Origin of the sequence: Wolbachia endosymbiont of Menacanthus eurysternus, assembly GCA_029715105.1 — a bacterium.
Classification (GTDB): Bacteria; Pseudomonadota; Alphaproteobacteria; order Rickettsiales; family Anaplasmataceae; genus Wolbachia.
On the sequence record CP085695.1, the window covers coordinates 608167 to 628466 of the forward strand.

Sequence of the window (20300 nt, forward strand, 5' to 3'; positions counted from 1 at the left end):
CTGACAGCCTATAAATTTTATCGAAAACATAAAATCACAAAACAAAACCATTTACATTGATTGTATAATTATTATATTAATTTTTATATACAAAATAACAATAATATCTTACTATCGTATTAAAGTCTCACATTTTGTCTAAACTTCTTACCTAAAACTCATTCTCGGTTTTATCTACATTTATAGATATTTTATCACATAAAAACTATTTTATTAAAATATGTTTAATTTTTAATGACGTAATCTGCTATCCTTATATCGTACATAGCTTACAACTTGTTTTACTCCCTTTACTTTCCTTGCAACCGCCATCACAGCTTCCAATTCTGGTTTACTTTGAGCTATACCCATCAAGTAAACAATCCTATCAAGAGTATTAACACTATAATTAACTGATTTAATATTCCTTTTACTCAATAATTTCATTCTTATTTTTGTCGTTATTATAAAATCTACAGTAGAATCAATTATAGAAGCTATTTGTATCGGCATTACTTTTATTTCATTTATCACTTCTTTAACTTCCTTTTGCCGCCAAGCTATTTTTTCTGCTATAAGTTGTTTTTCAAGTGAATTAACACCTCCAATAAGCAACACTCTTCCTTCACTTACTTTAACTATTACAGATGTAAATAACCCATATTTTATAAGCTCACTATTAATCCTAATAATCATAGCCGTATCATCGACAATATTTCCTAAAGATTTATCTTGTGCTATCACTGTCGCCGTTACAGTAGCCACCACACTAGTACCTATTATAGATGGCGTACAGCTACTTTGCATAAGTATACAAACCCCAAATAATAAACTAGCTGTCAACTTCATTGCTGATTTTAGAATCAAGAATTTTATTAAGAATGTTAATAAACTTTTCAATATTCTATATTGTAGAAACAATATAAATTAACTAAGATAGAATTGCAAATCATTTAAAATGATAAGAATACACCATAAATTATGCGAAAGCGGATATGGCGAAATTGGTAGACGTGCCAGGTTTAGGTCCTGGTGGGCTTGCTCATGGGGGTTCAAATCCCCCTATCCGCACTTCGGATTTTATGTTAAATTTTCAGAGATCGAAATTAATTAATAAAACCTAATAAAAAAAACTTCTAAACAACTAACCCTTCTTAAGGATTGTTATTTTACCAATATTCTGATAAAATAAATCCTATAATATAAAAATTGATAACAAATTGTAATGTCTAATATATCTCAAAGTACAATCAAAAATTTATCGAATAATATATATGCCTACAAAAAGATTAGTATAGATAAATTAAAACATGAATATGAAATCACAGTCAGTAGCGACTATATAGAGCAAAAGATAAATTCTAGATTACAAGAAATAGCAAAAAATACAAAATTGTCTGGATTCAGATTAGGAAAGACACCTTACGATCTTGTCGCAAGTACTTATAAAAACGAAATTTTAAAATATGTAGTAAGCAATACAATTAATTACTGTTCAAGTGATTTAATAAAAAAGATCGAGATTGAGTCCCGTGTTTGCCATAAAATTGATATTATATCATTACCAGAGTTAGATAAAGAAAATAAAAGAAGAGACTTTGTATATAAACTATCTTTTGAGTCGATGCCAAAAGTACCAACAATAGATCTCGATAAAATAATTTTAAAAAGAATTGAAGTAAAAATTAAAGATGAAGATATAAAGGAATTTATTGATTCTATAAAAACAGAGTTTCCTAATTTTATTTCTATTAGTGACAATTCTTATCGAGCAAAAAATGGAGATAAACTAACAATTGATTTTGAGGGACGGATTAGAAACAAACTCTTCCAAGGCGGAAGTGGCAAAAATTTTTCTGTTAATCTGGGATCAGGTACATTTATTAATAATTTTGAAAGTCAATTAATTGATATGAAAAAAGGAGAAACAAAAAACTTTAAACTAAAATTTCCCGAAAACTATCAAACAATTTTTCTCGCAGGACAAGAAGCTGTTTTTTCCGTTAAAGTTAATGATATCAAAACCATTAAAGCTTTTGAAGATGATAACGAAATAGCTAAAAAAATTGGTTTTAAAGATTATTTTTCACTAAAAAACCATGCAAAAAAAATAATTAATAATCAATGCAAAGAAATGAAAAATCTTTTGATTAAAGAAGAACTATTTAATTTTTTAGATACTAATTATAATTTTGATTTACCTATAGACATGATAAAGCAAGAGCAACAAAAAATAAAAAACAAGTTAACAAACTCTAAAGACGAATCCCTTAAAGAAGTTAAGAGGCGAGTAAAACTTGCAATGCTGTTTATCAAATTCAGTACAAAATATAAAATATCATTAGATCAAAATGATATTTTAAATATCATCTTAAATCAATATGTTAACAAAGACGTACCACTCGACAAAGCACTAAGACGTTTTAGATCAGATAAACAATTCCAAAGACTAGTTAAGGGACAAGCTCTTGAGCATAAGATTACAGACTTTATAATACAAAAAGTTAATAAAAAAAAGCAAACTATTTCTGTAAAAGAATTAAAAGAATTGTTTAATAAAATTAAATAATTTAGTAATATTTAATAAAATAAAAGGGTATGACTCTTATACCAATTGTAGTTGAACAAACAAGTCGTGGCGAACGCGCTTATGACATATATTCAAGATTGGTGAAAGAAAGAATAATTTTTGTAACTGGTCCAATCGAAGATAATATGGCAAGTGTAATAGTAGCACAGCTCTTATTTTTAGAATCAGAAAATCCTGATAAGGATATTTACATGTATATAAACTCACCTGGAGGTATTGTAACTGCTGGTTTATCAATCTACGATACAATGCAATATATTAAACCAGATGTTTCAACTCTATGCATAGGTCAAGCTGCATCTATGGGATCATTATTGCTCACAGCTGGCACGGAAGGTAAGCGATATTCTCTACCTCATTCGAGGATTATGACGCACCAACCATCTGGTGGTTATCATGGTCAGGCAACTGATATAGAAATACACGCCAACGAAATTTTACGAATTAAAAAGAAACTAAATCAAATTTATGAAAAACATACTGGAAATTCGTTAAAACAAATTGAAAAAATGATGGAAAGAGACAAATTTATGGATCCAGAAGAAGCAAAAAAAATAGGCCTTGTTGATAAGGTAATAGCTGAACGTAAAGATATTAAAATTGAAAGTATTAAAGTTGGACAAAAGGTGAACTGATGAATAATAATGATGATATACATTACTGTTCTTTTTGTAATAAAACACAAAACGAAGTAGATAAATTAATTACTAATTCTTCAGATACTTTAAAAGTGTTTATATGTAATGAATGCATAGAATTGTCTCACAAAGCAATAAGCCAAAGAAAAAACTGGGTATTTAATTCAGATTATATTTCTGATGTAAAACTACTCTTTAAAAAACCCAAAGATATAAAAAATTATCTCAGCAAACACGTTGTTGGCCAAGAACATGCCCAGCATGTTTTGTCTGTTGCAATGTATAATCATTGTCAATCTATGGCTCAATTCCACTCTATAAACGATGTTGAAATCGAAAAATCAAATGTAATGCTCATTGGTCCCACAGGTTCCGGAAAAACCTTACTAGCTAAAACACTCGCCAGAGTTTCAGACGTACCATTCGCAATGGCTGATGCTACAACATTAACTGAAGCTGGTTATGTAGGTGACGACGTAGAAAGTGTATTATCCCGCCTACTGCAAGCAGCAAATTACGATATTATAAGAGCACAACGAGGTATAGTTTTTATAGATGAAATAGACAAAATTACTAGAAAATCTGAAAGCACTTCAATAACGCGTGACGTTTCCGGTGAAGGAGTGCAGCAAGCTCTACTTAAAATTATGGAAGGTACAATTGCTTACGTCCCACCACAAGGTGGAAGAAAACATCCACAACAAGAATTCATACAATTAGATACTAACAACGTGCTGTTTATTTGTGGAGGAGCTTTTGAGGGATTAGATAAAATCATCGAAGCAAGAAAGAAGGGAACGTCAGTTGGTTTTGGAGCGGATATTAGTCAATCCAAAGAACAAAAGAAAAAAAGTACTTTACGTGATGTTCAACCAGAAGACTTAATTAAATTTGGCTTAATACCGGAGTTTGTAGGACGTGTTCCAGTAACCGCTGTTTTAGATGAATTAGATCATAAAGATTTAGTACATGTTCTAATAGAGCCAAGAAACGCACTAATAAAACAATATAAAGCGTTATTTGCATTTAGCAAAGTCAATCTTGAATTTTTAGATAGCGCAATATCAGCTATTGCTGAAAAAGCTATGAATTATAGAACCGGTGCTAGAATGTTACGCGCCATTCTGGAATCACTTTTACTTGATGTTATGTACATAGTTGGAAACGGAGGTTTTGAAGGTAGTACAATAGTGGTTACCAAAGAAATGGTTGAATCAGGAAAAGTAGTAATCAATCATAATAATAAAGGTGATATTGTAGCAGGAACTTGATTAAAATATCATATGTATATAAATATTAAATATGCCTATAGATTCTAATCTCACTACGTTACCAGTATTGCCCTTGAGAGATGTAGTAATTTTTCCGGGCGTAGTAATACCTTTATTTATAGGAAGAGAAAAATCTATCAACGCGCTAGAGCACGCAATCAATAACAATTGCCACCAAAATAAAATTTTTCTAGTAGCACAGCAAGATGGTTCCCTTGATAACCCAGAACCACAAGATCTTTACGAAGTAGGTGTATTAGCAAATATTATACAGCCACTAATAAAACTACCTGATAATGCAGTAAAGGTTGTAATTCAAGGAATAAGTAGAGGAAGAGCTATTAAATATATAGATACTCATACCTTATTACAGGCTAAAGTAGAATTAGATAATCATCATAACAAATATAAAGGAGACGAAAATAATATTGATTTAGAAGCTTTAAGACGATGTGTCATAGATGCATTTGATAGCTGGTGTAAACTAAACAAAAAAAACCAACCTGATGTTATCATTAATCCAATTGAGCAAATTAAAGAAATTGATCTACTTGTAGATACAGTAGTTTCATATTTGAATATAAAAGCATCTGATAAACAGAACATACTTGAAACATATAGCTTAGAAGAACGCTTAAAAAAAACTTTTACTTTTATTGAAAGAGAAATTAGCATTTTAAATGCACAAAATCATTTATATAAAACAATTAAATCACAGGTCGAGAACACTCAAAAAGCTTATTATCTTAACGAGCAGTTAAAAGCTATACAAAAAGAATTAGGTGAATTTGAGAATGGAGAAGAAGGAAGCATAATAAATGAATTTGAAAAAAAAATAGAAGAAACAAAGCTTTCTCAAGAAGCAAAAGAGAAGGCCATAACTGAATTAAAAAGATATAAAAAAATGAATCCGATTTCTCCCGAAGCTACAGTTATATCCAACTATCTATATTGGTTACTTGATTTACCTTGGGGTAAATATAAAGATACAAAAATTAATTTAAATACAGCTAAAAAAATTTTAAATGAAAACCATTATGGCATAGAAAAAGTAAAAGATAGAATAATAGAATTTTTAGCAGTGCTAAAAAGAGTAAAAGAAATTAAAGGCCCAATACTTTGTTTATTGGGGCCGCCTGGCGTTGGTAAAACTTCCTTAGCTAGATCCATGGCAAAAGCACTAGGAAGGGATTTTGTTTGTATAGCTTTGGGAGGTGTACGCGACGAATCTGAAATACGTGGTCATAGAAAAACCTATATTGGTTCAATGCCTGGCAAAGTTATTCAACACATAAAAAAAGCTAATTCGTGCAATCCACTTTTTTTACTTGACGAAATAGATAAAATGGGCTCTGATTCACGTGGTGACCCTGCATCAGCATTATTGGAAGTTTTAGACGCTGAACATAACAAGCATTTTATAGATCATTACCTAGAAGTTGAATTCGATCTTTCAAGTGTAATGTTTGTAGCTACAGCAAATAGTTTAAATTTACCTCATCCTTTACATGACAGAATGGAAATTATTCAATTATCTGGATATACTGAAGATGAAAAAATTAATATTGCTAAGTACCATTTGATCCCGAAATTAAAAAATGAACATGGTTTACGAAAAAAAGAATGGAGTATAACTGATGATGCGCTATATAAATTAATACGCTTATATACACGTGAAAGCGGTGTTCGTAGCATGGAAAGAGAACTTGCAAAACTAATGAGAAAGGCAGTCAAAGAAATATTAGAAAATAAAAATAAAAAAATTCATGTAAGAGACAGCGATTTACAAAATTATTTAGGAGTACGCAAATATACATTCAATATTGCGGAAAATGAAAGTTTAGTAGGTGTAGTAACTGGATTAGCTTATACTGAAGCAGGTGGTGATATCCTAATGATAGAATCAGTCTTAATACCAGGAAAAGGCGAAATAAAATATACGGGAAAACTTGGAGAAGTTATGCAAGAATCTATAAAAGCCGCATATAGTTATATCAGATCAAACTGTCTATCCTTTGGTATAAAACCTGAAAAATTTCAAAAAAATGATATACATCTTCATTTACCTGAAGGAGCTATACCAAAAGATGGCCCTTCTGCAGGTAGCGCAGTGTGCACATCCATTGTTTCTCTTATGACAAACATACCTGTTAATAAAAATATCGCTATGACAGGTGAAATAACACTACGCGGAAAAGTTTTAGCTATCGGAGGTTTAAGAGAAAAATTACTAGCAGCACTAAGAGGATCAATAAAAATTGTAATTATACCTAGTGAAAATGAAAAAGATATGCAAGAGATACCGGCAAACATTAAAGAAAAAATCAATGTAGTTTTTGTTAAAAACATTAATGAGATTATAAAAATTGCTTTAATACAACAACCTACTTCTAATTAAAAGCCCTACCCCCCCATTACTGCCCCTAAAATTCTCCTCTTTATAACATTTATTTATAACAATTTATATAAAAAGAGAAATATGAATTTTCATTATAAAAACTATTAAAATTAAAGACTATTAAATAATATATATAAATATATAAAAGCAATTGCTTTCATTATTTAATAGCCTTCCTTTTTTCATTTGTAAACTCCATTTAGTTATGTTTAGTTAAAATTATTTCACTAAGTCTAAACTAGAAAATTTAGCAATCAATTAAAACACAATCAGAAGATCAATAAGAAAAAAGATGAAACAATAAAAACTCTATCTCTTGTGAAGAAGAGATATATTTCTCTGTTTTACAAACAAAACGGGCGAGCGACCAGAATCGAACTGGCAACATTCAGCACCACAAACTAACGCTCTACCAATTAAGCTACGCCCGCCAAAATGCAAACACTTCAGTGCATCCTACCATAGTAATATAATATAAAAAAGTCAATTAATTTTTAAAATGCAACCCATTAAAATAATTTTCAATAAAATTCCAAAGTAATTTTGTCGGTTAATAAATCAATTTCAAAAATTTGGTTTATAACTTCTTCTATCAAAAAAAACGTATATTAAATTATATATAGCGTAATGTAAAATATCACTTCACCAAAAAATATTTCGCAAATACCTACTACTTTTCCCCTAAGATGGCATACCTCTTGTGTATCTCTATCTCTTTTTTTTTAGAACATACTTTCCAAAAATGAGCTAGAAATCCCTATATAAATCTATTATCTGTTAAAACAATAAAACAAACTCTTATCTTTAAAAAGGTTTGTTCCCTATACAAATAACCCAGTAATTTTTTAAAAAATCTTTAGTTCACTCACTTTTATAAACCTTCCTATCTTAGTACTTTAACTAAACTTACTAAAATAATTTAACATAAAACTTTTTATATGCTATTTTAATTACATTAATATCTTTCTTTTATTTCTACAACTGTTATATCTATAACATTATTATTTTAATAGAAACTAAACTTATATTAAAACTTTTAAACAAAAATTTATAAAGCATTAACCAAACAATTTTTGTATAATCCTTTATCGCTATTTCACGCTATAAAATGTATTAATTTTACAGATAAAAATTTTTTCACTTACCTGTTTCCTCTCTTTCTAACACCAAATCTAGTAATATTTAAATTTTGCCCACACTTAAAACTATCTCTCTTCCATTTATTTCATTTAATATCATAATAATTTATTAATAAAATATTACTAAACTACTAACTTATAGACTCCCTTTAAAAGAACCCGGACCCTATGTAAAAGATTCATCTAAAAATACAGTTTTTCCAGATACAACAGTCCGTACTACATATCCTTTCACTTTGCGTCCATTAAAAGGAGAATTCTTTGATTTACTCGCAAAAGTATCAACTTCAATCTCCCATTCATAATCTAAATGGACTAAAGCTAAATCTGCAGTAAAATTTTTTTGTATGCGACCACGAGGTACACGTATTATATCTGCAGGCTTATATGTCAATTTTGCAAGTATATCAAATAGACTAATTTGCCCACCATAATAAAGCTCAAGTGAAAGAGGTAGTATAGTTTCAAGACCTATAATACCAAACGCAGAGTCTTTAAGCGAAAGATCCTTAGAAGAAGGATCATGTGGCGCATGATCGGTTGCGATACAATCAATCAATCCAGTTTTTAAAGCCTCAACTATAGCTAATCTATCTTCTTCAGTACGAAGCGGCGGATTCATTTTAGCAGTTACTCCATGTCTTTTTATAGCATCCTCAGTTAAAGTAAAATGATGAGGCGTTACTTCGCATGTAACATTTAATCCCAAGTTTTTTGCATACTTAATAATATCAAGTGAATCTTTTGCAGAAACATGTAAAATATGATAACGAGCATTTTTTATATCCTTCATAAGTAATATATCACGACTTACTATAATAGATTCCGAAGCACTTAAAATCCCTTTTACTCCTAACTCCTCAGAAATTTTACCTTCATTAATCACACCACCTGCTGACAAATTTAAATCTTCTGCATGCTGAGCAATTGGAACATTTAACATACTTGAATAAAGTAATGCTTGCCTCATAATCATTGAATTCATAATTGGTATACCGTCATTAGTAAATCCAACTGCACCTTCCTTAACCAGAAGAGCCATTTCAGTTAATTTTTCCTCCAAAGAAGTAGTGACCTTAGCATAAAATTCGATTTTTACATGAGAAGTTTCAAATGCTCTATATTTTAGATACCTAGCCAAAATAACACTATCAATTGCTGGAATAGTATTAGGCTGACAAACTACAGTTGTAACTCCTCCTGCAGCAGCAGATCTACTACCAGTATATATAGTCTCCTTATACTCCTGACCGGGTTCACGAAAATGCACATGAATATCAACAAGACCTGGTATAATAGTAAGTCCACTACAATCCACTACCTCATCAACTTCACTTGTTAAGACTCCATTCGAAAATAGAAACTCACCAAAATCAACAATTCTACTCCCCTCAGTCAACAATGTACCCTTTCTTATATCTAACTTAGTTTCTGGATCAATAATACGAGCATTCGTATATGCTACCTTATAACCATCTTTTTGTCCTGTCTGCAACAAGCTCCAAATCTTGGTCATTAAAAATCTCGATCATAAAACGAACCTAAATAATGTTCAAAATAAAATTTTGAACAATACTAAAAACACTTTAAATCATTTAAATCTAAAAAACAACACTATAAATTTTTTATAAAACTAAATAAAATCTATACGTATCCCTTTTTAATTATATTTTCTAATCTCATCCTCTTTAATCATTAGTACACTTAAATAATAATTCCCCTTTAGATTTTATAATCTTACATTGTAAAACCATTACCTTATTTATATTTTAAACCTTCATTTACAAAATCTTTTATTTCCCTCTATTTTTATCTTAATTTTCAAATTTTCTAATAATATCCAGTATTAATAAACATAAGTTCATAATACACTTATAAAATCTTTCAAATACAATAGACCAACATTATCTTCTTTTTTACCTTATGATCACAAATATTAAATACTGTGCCCTAAAACTAAAAACCTTTATTTACTCTTAACAAGATCGATAAAAATACACAAAAACATAATAAATCTATAAAATAATCCATGCTAAAATTTTATGAAAACTAACTCTAAATTTCCAATTCATTTAATGAAAAAACCTAATAATTTTACTCGTTAACTCATTTTATACACTATATATACCATGTATCTCAATTTTTGAGGGATGTGATTCAGATCACAACTTATTAATAATTATTATATACATATCAATAATATTTATTATTACACTACAAAATTTTTTGTTACTATATACATTATATAGTTTATGCAGGAATGAACTTTGAAAAAACTAAAAGAATTAAAAGAAAACTGGATAATAAAAACAGGGAAATTTTTATATTCATTATTTTTTTTGCTCTTAATTGCATTATCAATACGTAGTTTTTTATTCGAACCATTTCACATTCCTTCTGGCTCAATGAAAAGTACCTTACTTGAGGGAGATTATATTTTAACTAATAAATACGCCTACGGTTATAGTAAATACTCCTTTCCATTTTATTTTAATATCTTCAGCGGTAGAATCTTTTATACTCCTCCAGAACGAGGCGATATAATAGTTTTTAAGCCAACAAAAAATGATAGTATCAGATTTGTTAAGCGAATAATAGGAATACCTGGTGATAAAGTACAAATAATAGATGGAGAGTTGTATTTAAATGATCAAAAAATAAAACGAAAACAAATTGAAAATTTTCTTGATTACGAATCAAATCGTAGTATACCTAGATATATAGAAATTCTTCCAAATAAAAGAAAATATGAAATTCTAATAGATAGCAGTCTTTCCAATAATTTTTCACATAATACTCCAGTTTACTATGTACCCAACAATCAATTTTTTGTTATGGGAGATAATAGAAATAATTCCTTTGATAGTAGATTTTTTGAAGTTGGTTATGTCCCAATAGAAAATATAATTGGCCGCGTCAGTATAGTTGGGTTATCATTTAAATTAAGTAAGGTCAACTGGTTACCATTTAATTTTAGAATACCTATTGCACTTAGACTTGATAGAATATTACATAAAACTCTATAAAATTTATTTATCTTATTCTCTTCTAAAAAGAATTTCCTCTAATTTTGAAATAGCATTATTAATTTTATCCAAATCATCATCTTCTTGTAAAACTTTTTTTGCATTCTGCAATAGAATTTTTAACTCTTGATTAGAAGAAAAGCTATTATTACGTTCAATCAAATGTATAAGTTTATTACCATTAATTTTAGCTTCTACAATAGAACGAACCTTAATATCTTTATCAAAATTACTTACTGATTGATTAACCATATCTTTAATATCGGTTTCACTTAAATTAAAGCTCGAGTTTATTTCAACTACTTGCTCAATTCCTGTAGCTTTATCCCTCGCAGTAACAGTAAGTATCCCATCAACATTAACCGTAAATTCTATCTCAACTTTCACGGAACCTGCAGGAAGTGGCAATATACCCTTAAGCTCAAATTGAGCTAAAGATTTATTATCTTCTACCATTTCGCGCTCCCCTTGGCAAACATGAATTTTAATTGCTGTTTGTCCATCAACATAAGTTGTAAACTCTCTTATTTCTGAAACAGGTAATGGTGTATTTCTTGGTATAATTTTTTCAACCATTCCTCCTATAGTTTCTATACCAAGAGATAATGGTAAAACATCTAAGAGAATACTTTTATTTCTCGAACTTGAAGTCAAATAATGAGCATGTAAAGCAGCTCCAATAACAATTGCTCTGTCTGGATCTATATCATTTAATATTTTATTACTACCAAAAAGTTTAACCAACGAACTATAAACTAATGGCACTCTAGTTGCACCGCCAACTAAAATTACTCCCTTAATATCGTCAATTCCAAGATTTACATCATTTATAGTACGAGTAACTATATCAATAGTTTTATTAACAAAAGATTTAATTGCTTGCTCAAATTCCTTTTTTGTAATTTCACATTCAAAAAACCTTCCATTAATATTGAACTTAAAAATACCAGATGAATTTTTACTCAGGTATTCTTTCACAGTACGTAACTCAACAAATGATGCTCCAATTAAAGGAGTAACTGGTGATGAAGTTAAATCTTTATCATTCCACTGTACATCATCATTTATAACTAAATTTTTTAAACGTAAACATTCAGATCTAGAAATAACATTTTCATTTAAACTACTTACTTGTTTTTTATACTTATCTAGTATAACTAAATTCAGCAGATGATCAAAGTCATCACCACCAAGTTTGGTGTCGCCACCAACTGCAAGTATCTGAAACACTTCTCGATGTAACTTTAATATTGAAATATCAAATGTTCCACCTCCTAAATCATAAACAGCATATATTCCGTTCTTACTATTCTTTTTTCTTAAATAAGAAAGTGCTGCAGCAGTTGGTTCATTAATAAGACGAAGAACTTCTATACCAGCTAATTTTGCAGCATATTTAGTTGCATTACGCGCTGAATCGTCAAAATAAGCTGGTACAGTAATTACTGCTTTTTTTACTATTATTCCATTATATCTTCTCACTCTCTCACATAAAGCTTTTAATATTTCAGCAGAAATTTCAACAGGAGTAAGATATTTACCTTTTGCACATTTTATCCTAATAACTTTTTCGCTTTTATTATCAATTTCAAAATTTACATTTTCTTTATATAAATCTTTAACACTTTTACCCATTAAACGCTTTATTGAGTAAATTGCACATGATTTTCTAATATCATAACCAATTTTCAACACGTTATCTTCATACGAAATAATGGATGGCAAAAGTTCTCTTCCTTGTTCATCTTTAAATATCTCTACTTCACCAATCTTATTTACCACGGCAATTAAAGAATTGGTAGTACCAAGATCTATACCAAACACTATTTCACCTAAATTCGGTTCAGAAATTTGAATTGGTAACATTTTTTTTTATTTCCTCAAATAACTTATACAAATACCTTAATCTCGAAACTTGTATAATAGCTTCATTAAAATTCTTTATAGCAAAAGCATTAATCAAATTTTTAACACAAAATTCTATTTTTTTATTAATTATCTTGCTCGCAAATTGCAAATTCTCATGAAGAGAAAGATATTCTCCCCCTATTTCAATTAAAAACTTATCATTATTTTGCTGATTTTTATAGTCATTTTTTATATGAAAAAGATCTAACAAATGCTCTGCACGTCTCAGCGGTGATTTAAGTACTTGATAAGCCTTATTTATATTTCTCATGTTTTGTGATTGTTTTTCATTTATATCAATTTTACTAAGATCAATATATCTTTTCTCCAACTCATCGAGACTAATATCGAAAATAGGTTCAATCCCAAATAATGCAAAATAGTTAGACATAAAAACTTTCTCCACAACCACACTTCCCTTTTTCATTAGGATTTTTAAAAACAAAACCAGATGAAAAATTTTTTTCTATATAATCTATTTCAGAACCAAGAATAAACATAACAGATTTTGGGTCGATTAATATTCTAATTTTTTGACCATCGTTACAATACTCTTCAATTACTAATTCTAAGGGACGTATATTGTACGCATATTCAATATTATACTTTAATCCAGAACATCCCTTTTGTTTAACTAAAATTCTTATCCCTATCGTTTCTCTTATCTTTTCAGAATCGTCATGTTTTTTATCTAACAAATATTTTATTTTTTCTATCGCATTTGCAGTGATAGTAATAAGTTTCCTATCTGTCTTCGTAATATTTACTACCATAACTCATATGTTTTATACTTAACTTAGCCTATCATCTTGCTTATTTTGATAATCACAAATAGCCGCCTTTATAGCATCTTCAGCAAGCACTGAACAATGTACTTTTACCGGTGGTAAAGACAACTCCTTTACTATGTGCGTATTTCTTATTTTTGTTGCGTCTTCAATAGTTTTCCCTTTGATCATTTCTGTAAGCAAAGAACTCGAAGCAATTGCAGAACCACAGCCAAAAGTTTTAAACTTCGCATCCTCAATAACGCCCTTATTATTAACCCTTATTTGCAACTTCATAACATCACCGCATGATGGAGCTCCAACTAATCCAGTACCAACATTTGGATCATCTTTATCAAGAGAGCCAACATTCCTTGGATTTTCGTAATGATCTAAAATTTTTTCATTATAACTCATAATATGACTACCATAAACTATTCACTTTTAGTATAATAACATATCTAAATTAGAAACCAAAGTAAACCCAAAACGTTTTATCTACACAAAATTACATTTTATTAAAGTATTTTTCTTTACAAGTACTCATAGTATGTCATTCTTTCCTTATTATATTATTTAAAGGAGAATTTTCCTTGAATTTATTTAATAATCTTTATAGGGGCTTGTTAAAAACCTCCCTTCACTTTAGTAATGGAATAAAAGATATATTTTATAATAAAAAAAAAATAGATCAATTTCTTTTAGATGAACTAGAAGAATTACTAATTAGTATGGATATTGGCCACAAAACTTCTAAATCAATTATCAATAAACTTAAAAATATCAAATTTGATGATAAGGCTGAGTACAGTGTTGTTATACAACAATTAATGAATGAAATAGAATCAATACTAAGTCCTGTTGCGCAACCTATAATCATAAATAAAAAACCACAAATAATAATGATATGCGGAGTAAATGGGAATGGTAAAACCACAACAATAGGTAAACTTGCACATAAATATAAAGAAATTGGAAAATCTGTAATGCTTGTTGCATGTGATACATTTAGAGCTGCAGCTAGTGAGCAGCTAAATATTTGGGCTAAACGTTCTAATTGCTCTATTGTCACCGGAAAATATGGCAATGATTCCGCAAGTATAGCATATAGAGCTATAAATCAAGCTATAAAAGATAATATCGATATCATTCTAATTGATACGGCTGGTAGATTACAAAATAACTTTAATCTTATGGAAGAACTATCAAAAATATATAAAACAATAAAAAAAATAGATAATGCTGCTCCGCATAATGTTATTCTAATTTTAGATGCAACTACAGGACAAAATGCTTATAATCAGTTAGAAGAATTTAATAAAATGGTAAACATCACTGGATTAATTATATCTAAATTAGATGGCACTGCTAAAGGTGGGGTAATAATCGGACTTGCAGAAATTTATAAGATAAAATTACATGCCGTAGGAATTGGTGAGAACGTAGAAGATCTCAAAGAATTCTCTAGTAAAGAATTTACTAAAGCTTTATTTCAAAATAATTAAAAGTTTAATTGTACATCCACTCCAAATCGCAATAAGTGATCCTCTACACAAAACAACGTTCCCTTTTTAGATTTTAATTCTATTCCTTAAATCTTCTTGCAAAGCATAAAAATATTGTTAAGTAAGACAAAAATTATAATTATTTCCCAATAAAAATATCAACCCTTCAAAAGAACATTGTGGATTGAAAATCCTAATAAATATACCTTAACTGTCAATATTTTATCATATCTTCGTTATAATTTTATAGATATAAAAATATAGACCGCCAAATCATAATAAAATTACCAAAACAAAAATAAAAAACCCTCTTATATTAATACCGTGAGATTTTCCCTCTCTAAAATTATCTTTCAATTATTCAAAAATTTTAATAATATTTAACCCACTTACTTTTCTACTCTCTATATCACGATGAGCCTTTATTATTTCGCTAAATTTATACTTTTTATTAATCTTTATTATTAAAAGTTTTTTCTTTATCATTTCAAAAATCTCCATCGCAGTAAGTATAAGTGTAAACCTATCATATTTGTAATGATATATCGAAGTTCCAGTAGCAAACAATGAACGTGAACTAAGTAAAGAAAAACTAATAGGAGCTCTTCCAGATATTTGTCCATAAGAAACATATATACCAAATCTTCCCAAAGACTTAAAAGAAAGTTTGCTTATAACAAAACCTATTGGATCATATACTGCATTTACTCCTCTATTCTGCGTAATTTTCATTATTTTAGAAAGAAAATTCTTATCATTGTAATTTATCACATATTCACAACCATTCTGCAAAGCTATTTTCATCTTCTCATCAGAACTCACAGACCCTATAACTACCCCCTTTTTATTCATTGCCCATTGACATATTATTTGTCCCAAACCACCACTTGCTCCATGTACTAACACAACAGCACCAGGCTTTATTTTATAAGAATGATTAACTAAATAGTGAGCTGTCATACCTTTTAATAACACTGCTGCTGCAATTTCATTGGATATTTCATCTGGAATCTTTATCAAATACTTTTGATTTATAATGCGTTTTTCACAATATGCCCCAAACGGGGCTGTACAATATCCAACTCTATCTCCAATCTCTAGGCTATTAACTTTTTCACCAAGTTTTTCAACGATTCCAACCGCTTCTATTCCAGGCACTAACGGTAAATTTCTAATTCTACGAACACCATTCCTACATTCTAAATCATAACGATTTAAACCTATAATTGTATGACGTACTAAAACTTCTTCGCCTTTTGGTTCCCCTATATTTTTATCTACAAATTCCAGTACTTCAGGTCCTCCAATTTTTTTTATTTGCACAGCCTTAATCGTACTAGACATATTTTTATATTTTTAGAAATTTATATAAGAATCTCTACTAAAAATCGGGGCGGAGAGATTTGAACTCCCGACCCTTTGGTCCCAAACCAAATGCGCTACCAAGCTGCGCTACGCCCCGACCCCCTTCCCTCATAGTAACAATAACTGGGATAAAATTCAAGATCCATTGATTGGAAACGTTTATTCACTTTACTTAACAATTTATTTAATATAAAGCAATTCAATTATATAAAAACTAAGAATTAATATAATTTTCTATTTGCATCATCTCATAAAAACTCTAATCATAAACCCTAATGTCATTTATTAGAATCGAAACATTTACTCAAAATCCCAATGAAAACCATTTCCTTGCAAAACTAAGTGTATATTTTCTGATATTTTTTTTATTGAATCAGCAAAACTACTAAAATTTGTAAACTTAGATAATACATAATCTGATAAATTTCTTTGATCATTTGGCCTACCTATTCCAAATCTTAAACGCCAATAACCACTGCTTATAAAACTATCTATAGATCTAAGTCCTTTATGTCCGGCGGAACTACCACCCCTTTTCATTTTTACTTTCCCAAGCTTTAAATCAGCATCGTCATGTATAACAATAATATTATCTAACGAAAACTTATATAAGTTTTGTACTTTTGCAACCGAAATACCAGAATTATTCATAAATGAATAAGGTTTTAACAATACAATCTTATTCTTATTAATTCTCCCAGAACTTATCAAATAACCAATTTCTTGATAAAACGGATCAAAATTCCAAAATTTACAAATTGCATCAATAATAATAAAACCCATATTATGATAAGTTAATTCATATCTCTCGCCAGGATTACCAAGCCCAACTAATAGATACATTATTTTTTTTCTTCCTGAGATTCTTCGACACCACTATCAGCAGCAGAAATTGTAACTATTGCATAGTTTTCTTCCTCTTGAATAAACTTAATTCCTTCTGGTAATTTTATATCACCTATATGTATAGACTGACCAATCATCTTGCCAGACAAATCAACTTCTATAACTTGAGGTATTTTGTCAGGAGAACACTTAATTGTAATAAAACGATATAAAATATTAAGCACTCCACCAAGCTTAATTCCAGGAGATTTATCTTCGTTTACAAATGATAAAGGTATATCTATTTTAACCTCATTATTCCTATCAACAAATTGAAAATCAACATGCTGTATAGCGTTCTTCACTACATGCCACTGGATATCACGAATAAGAGCATATTCCCTTTTACCTAAAATATTCAATTCTATTAAATGTGCAGAAAGAAAACCAGACTTATACTGCCTCATGAATTCCTTTGTAGATAAAACCAAATTCATAGTATCACGTCCTTTACCATATATAACTGCAGGTATATACCCACCTCTTCTTAAAGAAGAAACTGCTTTTGTTTTTTTTACATTACGCAATTCTGCATTAACTACTACCACAACAATCTCCTCACTCGTAATATTTATTATAACTAAAATATATTACTGACATACAAACAGCTTTCAACTAATTTTCAATTAAAATAACAAACAATCATCTCAAAACACTTATAACATGTAAAAACACATCAAATTTTATAAAATGCTCAATAGAGCAAACTCAGAAAAGTTTAAACAATATTTTGTACATGTGTATTAACGATACTACATTACATAATAACCATAACAAAATATTCTAAAAAATAATATAGCTACTAATAACAACTTAATAAAACACATCCATAAATGAGTTCAAATTTTTGATAACACGACCTCCATTATTGTTTTAATCAAAAAAACTTAAATAAAACTTAAAAATCTAAAAACAAAACACAACAGACCTTCACTAAAAATACAAATCTTCATAGTTAATTAACTAACAAACTAAATTAAGGATCGAATCTTAGTCAAAACCTCATAAAGTTAAATACAAACTAAACCACCTTATACAATCCAATCGTAACACGACATAGATGACAACACACAATATACATATCCTCATCGGTACTTCGATAACAATAATAACGATATTTAATTGTAATATTTACATTAAAACCTCGTAAGAATAATTACGAAAACGCGATACCAACCAATAATTAAAATATACCTGAAGATGAGTATAACAAAAGCTCTAATTTTATAAAAGCAAAATATTTTTTACAAAATACTTGCAATAAAATTTTATAAAATTATTATAGTTAGGTACTATAATGCGTGAATTTTTATGTGCTTATGTGATCTATCACGGTTCTCTGTTCCAGTCAGAAAATACCTCTCCCCTAACCATAAAATTATTTAGCAATATGTCACTTAAAATAGGAAACCTAACAATTAGTTCTCCGGTAATCTTAGCTCCAATGTCTGGGGTAACTGATTATCCGTTTAGAAAAACGGTAAAAAAACTTGGTGCTAGTTTGTTAGTATCAGAAATGATCGCAAGCAAAGCTGTAATTTTACAAACCTATCAAAGCATACAAAAAGCAAAAACCGATGAGTTAACTGCAGTACAACTCTCTGGATGCGAACCTAGTATTATGGCGGAAGCTGCGAAATTAAGTGAAAATATGGGAACGAAAATCATAGATATAAATTTTGGTTGTCCAGTTAAAAAAGTCACAAATGGTCATGCAGGATCAGCATTAATGCGAGATGAAAAAAAAGCAGCTAAAATAATTGAAGCTGTAGTTAAGGCGGTTAATATACCTGTTACAATAAAAATGCGCACTGGATGGGATAACGAAAACCGAAATGCCCCACGTTTATCTAAAATTGCAGAAGATCTTGGAATAAAAATGATCACTGTACACGGAAGAACAAGAACACAACTTTACAGGGGCCAAGCAGACTGGAAATTCATTAAAAATGTTAAAGAACAAATAAAAATTCCAGTAATAGTAAATGGTGATATTAAAAATATTAACGATATTCAGAATGCACTCGCGGAATCTAATGCGGACGGAATTATGATAGGTCGTGGTACTTACGGTAAGCCCTGGCTAATTAATCAGGCAATAAATTTTTTAAATAAAAACAAAATTTTAGAACCAACAGCCTCAGAAAAATTAAAAATCATACTTGAACATTACGATAACATTCTTGAGTATTATGGAAACAATATTGGAGTGAAAATAGCACGTAAACACATAGGCTGGTATAGCTACGGAATTGAAGGTTCATCTGAATTTCGTCTAAAAATAAACAATACAACAGACAGCGCAGAAATGAGAGAAAACATATTTAACTTTTTTAATCAAAAAAAATTCGACTCTCGTGGAGATAAATAGCAAAATAAATGTTCTTTTATTGTATGCAAACACTTATACTTCAATAATTTTTTATTAAAACGAAAACCCGCTCCACCTAAATTAGTGTCATATCTTCCAAGGAAGATCTTCTATTATTATACAAATAATAAAATAAACCCCTCCACTAACAAATCCGCTAATATGCACAATTCTAATAAATTTTTAAAAACTACATATACATAAATAAAAAGCAAACAAACACTCATGAACAACATAACATTACACTATATACATCTACTCTACTTCTACTTATAAAGTTTATAAAGTAATCCCAACTCCTCCTTTTCTCCATTTTCATACTTTATTACATTACCTCTATATTTAGAATATGAAACAATAATAAAACCCCAAAACAACGAATAAAGTTTAAGTTGTTAAAATTTTCAATTTCAATTGAAAATTGAATCCATTAATAATCTCTTATTATAAAATATAAA

Annotated in this window: 16 protein-coding genes and 3 tRNA genes; 8 read left to right on the plus strand and 11 right to left on the minus strand. The window is 29.3% G+C overall.

The annotated features are described in order from the left end of the window. Positions 1 to 231: 231 nt before the first annotated feature. The gene (locus LJI21_02500) at positions 232 to 828 is read right to left on the minus strand and encodes a BON domain-containing protein (GenBank protein WFW29625.1); all 597 of its coding nucleotides are present in this window, start codon (positions 826 to 828) and stop codon (positions 232 to 234) included. 140 nt (positions 829 to 968) lie between these two features. On the opposite strand from LJI21_02500, the gene LJI21_02505 reads away from it, so the two are divergent. From LJI21_02505 to lon, 5 genes are all read left to right on the plus strand, one after another. Continuing rightward, positions 969 to 1050: transfer RNA gene (locus tag LJI21_02505), tRNA-Leu, on the plus strand. 154 nt (positions 1051 to 1204) lie between these two features. Further along, a complete protein-coding gene (gene tig, locus LJI21_02510; GenBank protein ID WFW29626.1) occupies positions 1205 to 2548 on the plus strand; it encodes a trigger factor in 1344 nt (447 codons plus the stop codon). A gap of 29 nt (positions 2549 to 2577) precedes the next feature. Beyond that, positions 2578 to 3204, plus strand: coding sequence for an ATP-dependent Clp endopeptidase proteolytic subunit ClpP (clpP, locus tag LJI21_02515; GenBank protein WFW29627.1), 627 nt, complete (start codon positions 2578 to 2580; stop codon positions 3202 to 3204). Continuing rightward, complete coding sequence (gene clpX, locus LJI21_02520; GenBank protein WFW29628.1) at positions 3204 to 4478, plus strand: ATP-dependent Clp protease ATP-binding subunit ClpX; 1275 nt, start codon at positions 3204 to 3206, stop codon at positions 4476 to 4478. Before clpP ends, clpX begins: the two co-directional genes overlap by 1 nt. 31 nt (positions 4479 to 4509) lie before the next feature. Next, entirely contained in the window at positions 4510 to 6876 is a 2367-nt protein-coding gene (lon, locus tag LJI21_02525) for an endopeptidase La (protein ID WFW29629.1), read from the plus strand. A gap of 358 nt (positions 6877 to 7234) precedes the next feature. Here the strand turns inward: lon and LJI21_02530 are convergent. Then, a tRNA-His gene (locus LJI21_02530) sits at positions 7235 to 7307 on the minus strand. Between the two features lie 874 nt (positions 7308 to 8181). Beyond that, positions 8182 to 9531, minus strand: coding sequence for a dihydroorotase (locus LJI21_02535; GenBank protein WFW29630.1), 1350 nt, complete (start codon positions 9529 to 9531; stop codon positions 8182 to 8184). A 751-nt stretch (positions 9532 to 10282) separates the two neighbouring features. On the opposite strand from LJI21_02535, the gene lepB reads away from it, so the two are divergent. Then, positions 10283 to 11041 (plus strand): signal peptidase I, encoded by a 759-nt coding sequence (lepB, locus tag LJI21_02540; GenBank protein WFW29631.1) that lies wholly within the window; start codon positions 10283 to 10285, stop codon positions 11039 to 11041. A gap of 12 nt (positions 11042 to 11053) precedes the next feature. Here lepB and LJI21_02545 read toward each other — a convergent pair whose 3' ends face one another. Genes LJI21_02545 through iscU form a run of 4 tightly spaced genes read right to left on the minus strand, consistent with a single transcriptional unit; the run spans position 11054 to position 14133 of the window. Beyond that, entirely contained in the window at positions 11054 to 12907 is a 1854-nt protein-coding gene (locus tag LJI21_02545; GenBank protein WFW29632.1) for an Hsp70 family protein, read from the minus strand. Then, positions 12885 to 13340, minus strand: a complete 456-nt coding sequence (locus tag LJI21_02550; GenBank protein ID WFW29633.1) for a molecular chaperone Hsc20 — start codon at positions 13338 to 13340, stop codon at positions 12885 to 12887. Before LJI21_02550 ends, LJI21_02545 begins: the two co-directional genes overlap by 23 nt. Then, complete coding sequence (locus tag LJI21_02555) at positions 13333 to 13722, minus strand: iron-sulfur cluster assembly accessory protein (protein WFW29634.1); 390 nt, start codon at positions 13720 to 13722, stop codon at positions 13333 to 13335. Before LJI21_02555 ends, LJI21_02550 begins: the two co-directional genes overlap by 8 nt. Positions 13723 to 13740: 18 nt before the next feature. Continuing rightward, a complete protein-coding gene (gene iscU, locus LJI21_02560) occupies positions 13741 to 14133 on the minus strand; it encodes a Fe-S cluster assembly scaffold IscU (GenBank protein ID WFW29635.1) in 393 nt (130 codons plus the stop codon). A 176-nt stretch (positions 14134 to 14309) separates the two neighbouring features. Here iscU and ftsY point away from each other — a divergent pair, with 176 nt between their 5' ends. After that, the gene (ftsY, locus tag LJI21_02565; GenBank protein ID WFW29636.1) at positions 14310 to 15221 is read left to right on the plus strand and encodes a signal recognition particle-docking protein FtsY; all 912 of its coding nucleotides are present in this window, start codon (positions 14310 to 14312) and stop codon (positions 15219 to 15221) included. A gap of 357 nt (positions 15222 to 15578) precedes the next feature. Here ftsY and LJI21_02570 read toward each other — a convergent pair whose 3' ends face one another. The 4 genes from LJI21_02570 to LJI21_02585 form a co-directional block, all read right to left on the minus strand. Further along, complete coding sequence (locus LJI21_02570; GenBank protein ID WFW29637.1) at positions 15579 to 16565, minus strand: quinone oxidoreductase; 987 nt, start codon at positions 16563 to 16565, stop codon at positions 15579 to 15581. A 44-nt stretch (positions 16566 to 16609) separates the two neighbouring features. Next, positions 16610 to 16683 (minus strand) — tRNA-Pro (locus LJI21_02575). A gap of 203 nt (positions 16684 to 16886) precedes the next feature. Continuing rightward, positions 16887 to 17429, minus strand: a complete 543-nt coding sequence (gene pth, locus LJI21_02580) for an aminoacyl-tRNA hydrolase (GenBank protein ID WFW29638.1) — start codon at positions 17427 to 17429, stop codon at positions 16887 to 16889. Further along, positions 17429 to 18019, minus strand: coding sequence for a 50S ribosomal protein L25/general stress protein Ctc (locus tag LJI21_02585; GenBank protein WFW29639.1), 591 nt, complete (start codon positions 18017 to 18019; stop codon positions 17429 to 17431). Before LJI21_02585 ends, pth begins: the two co-directional genes overlap by 1 nt. Positions 18020 to 18861: 842 nt before the next feature. Here LJI21_02585 and dusB point away from each other — a divergent pair. Further along, the gene (gene dusB, locus LJI21_02590) at positions 18862 to 19842 is read left to right on the plus strand and encodes a tRNA dihydrouridine synthase DusB (protein ID WFW29974.1); all 981 of its coding nucleotides are present in this window, start codon (positions 18862 to 18864) and stop codon (positions 19840 to 19842) included. The last annotated feature ends 458 nt before the right edge of the window (positions 19843 to 20300 follow it).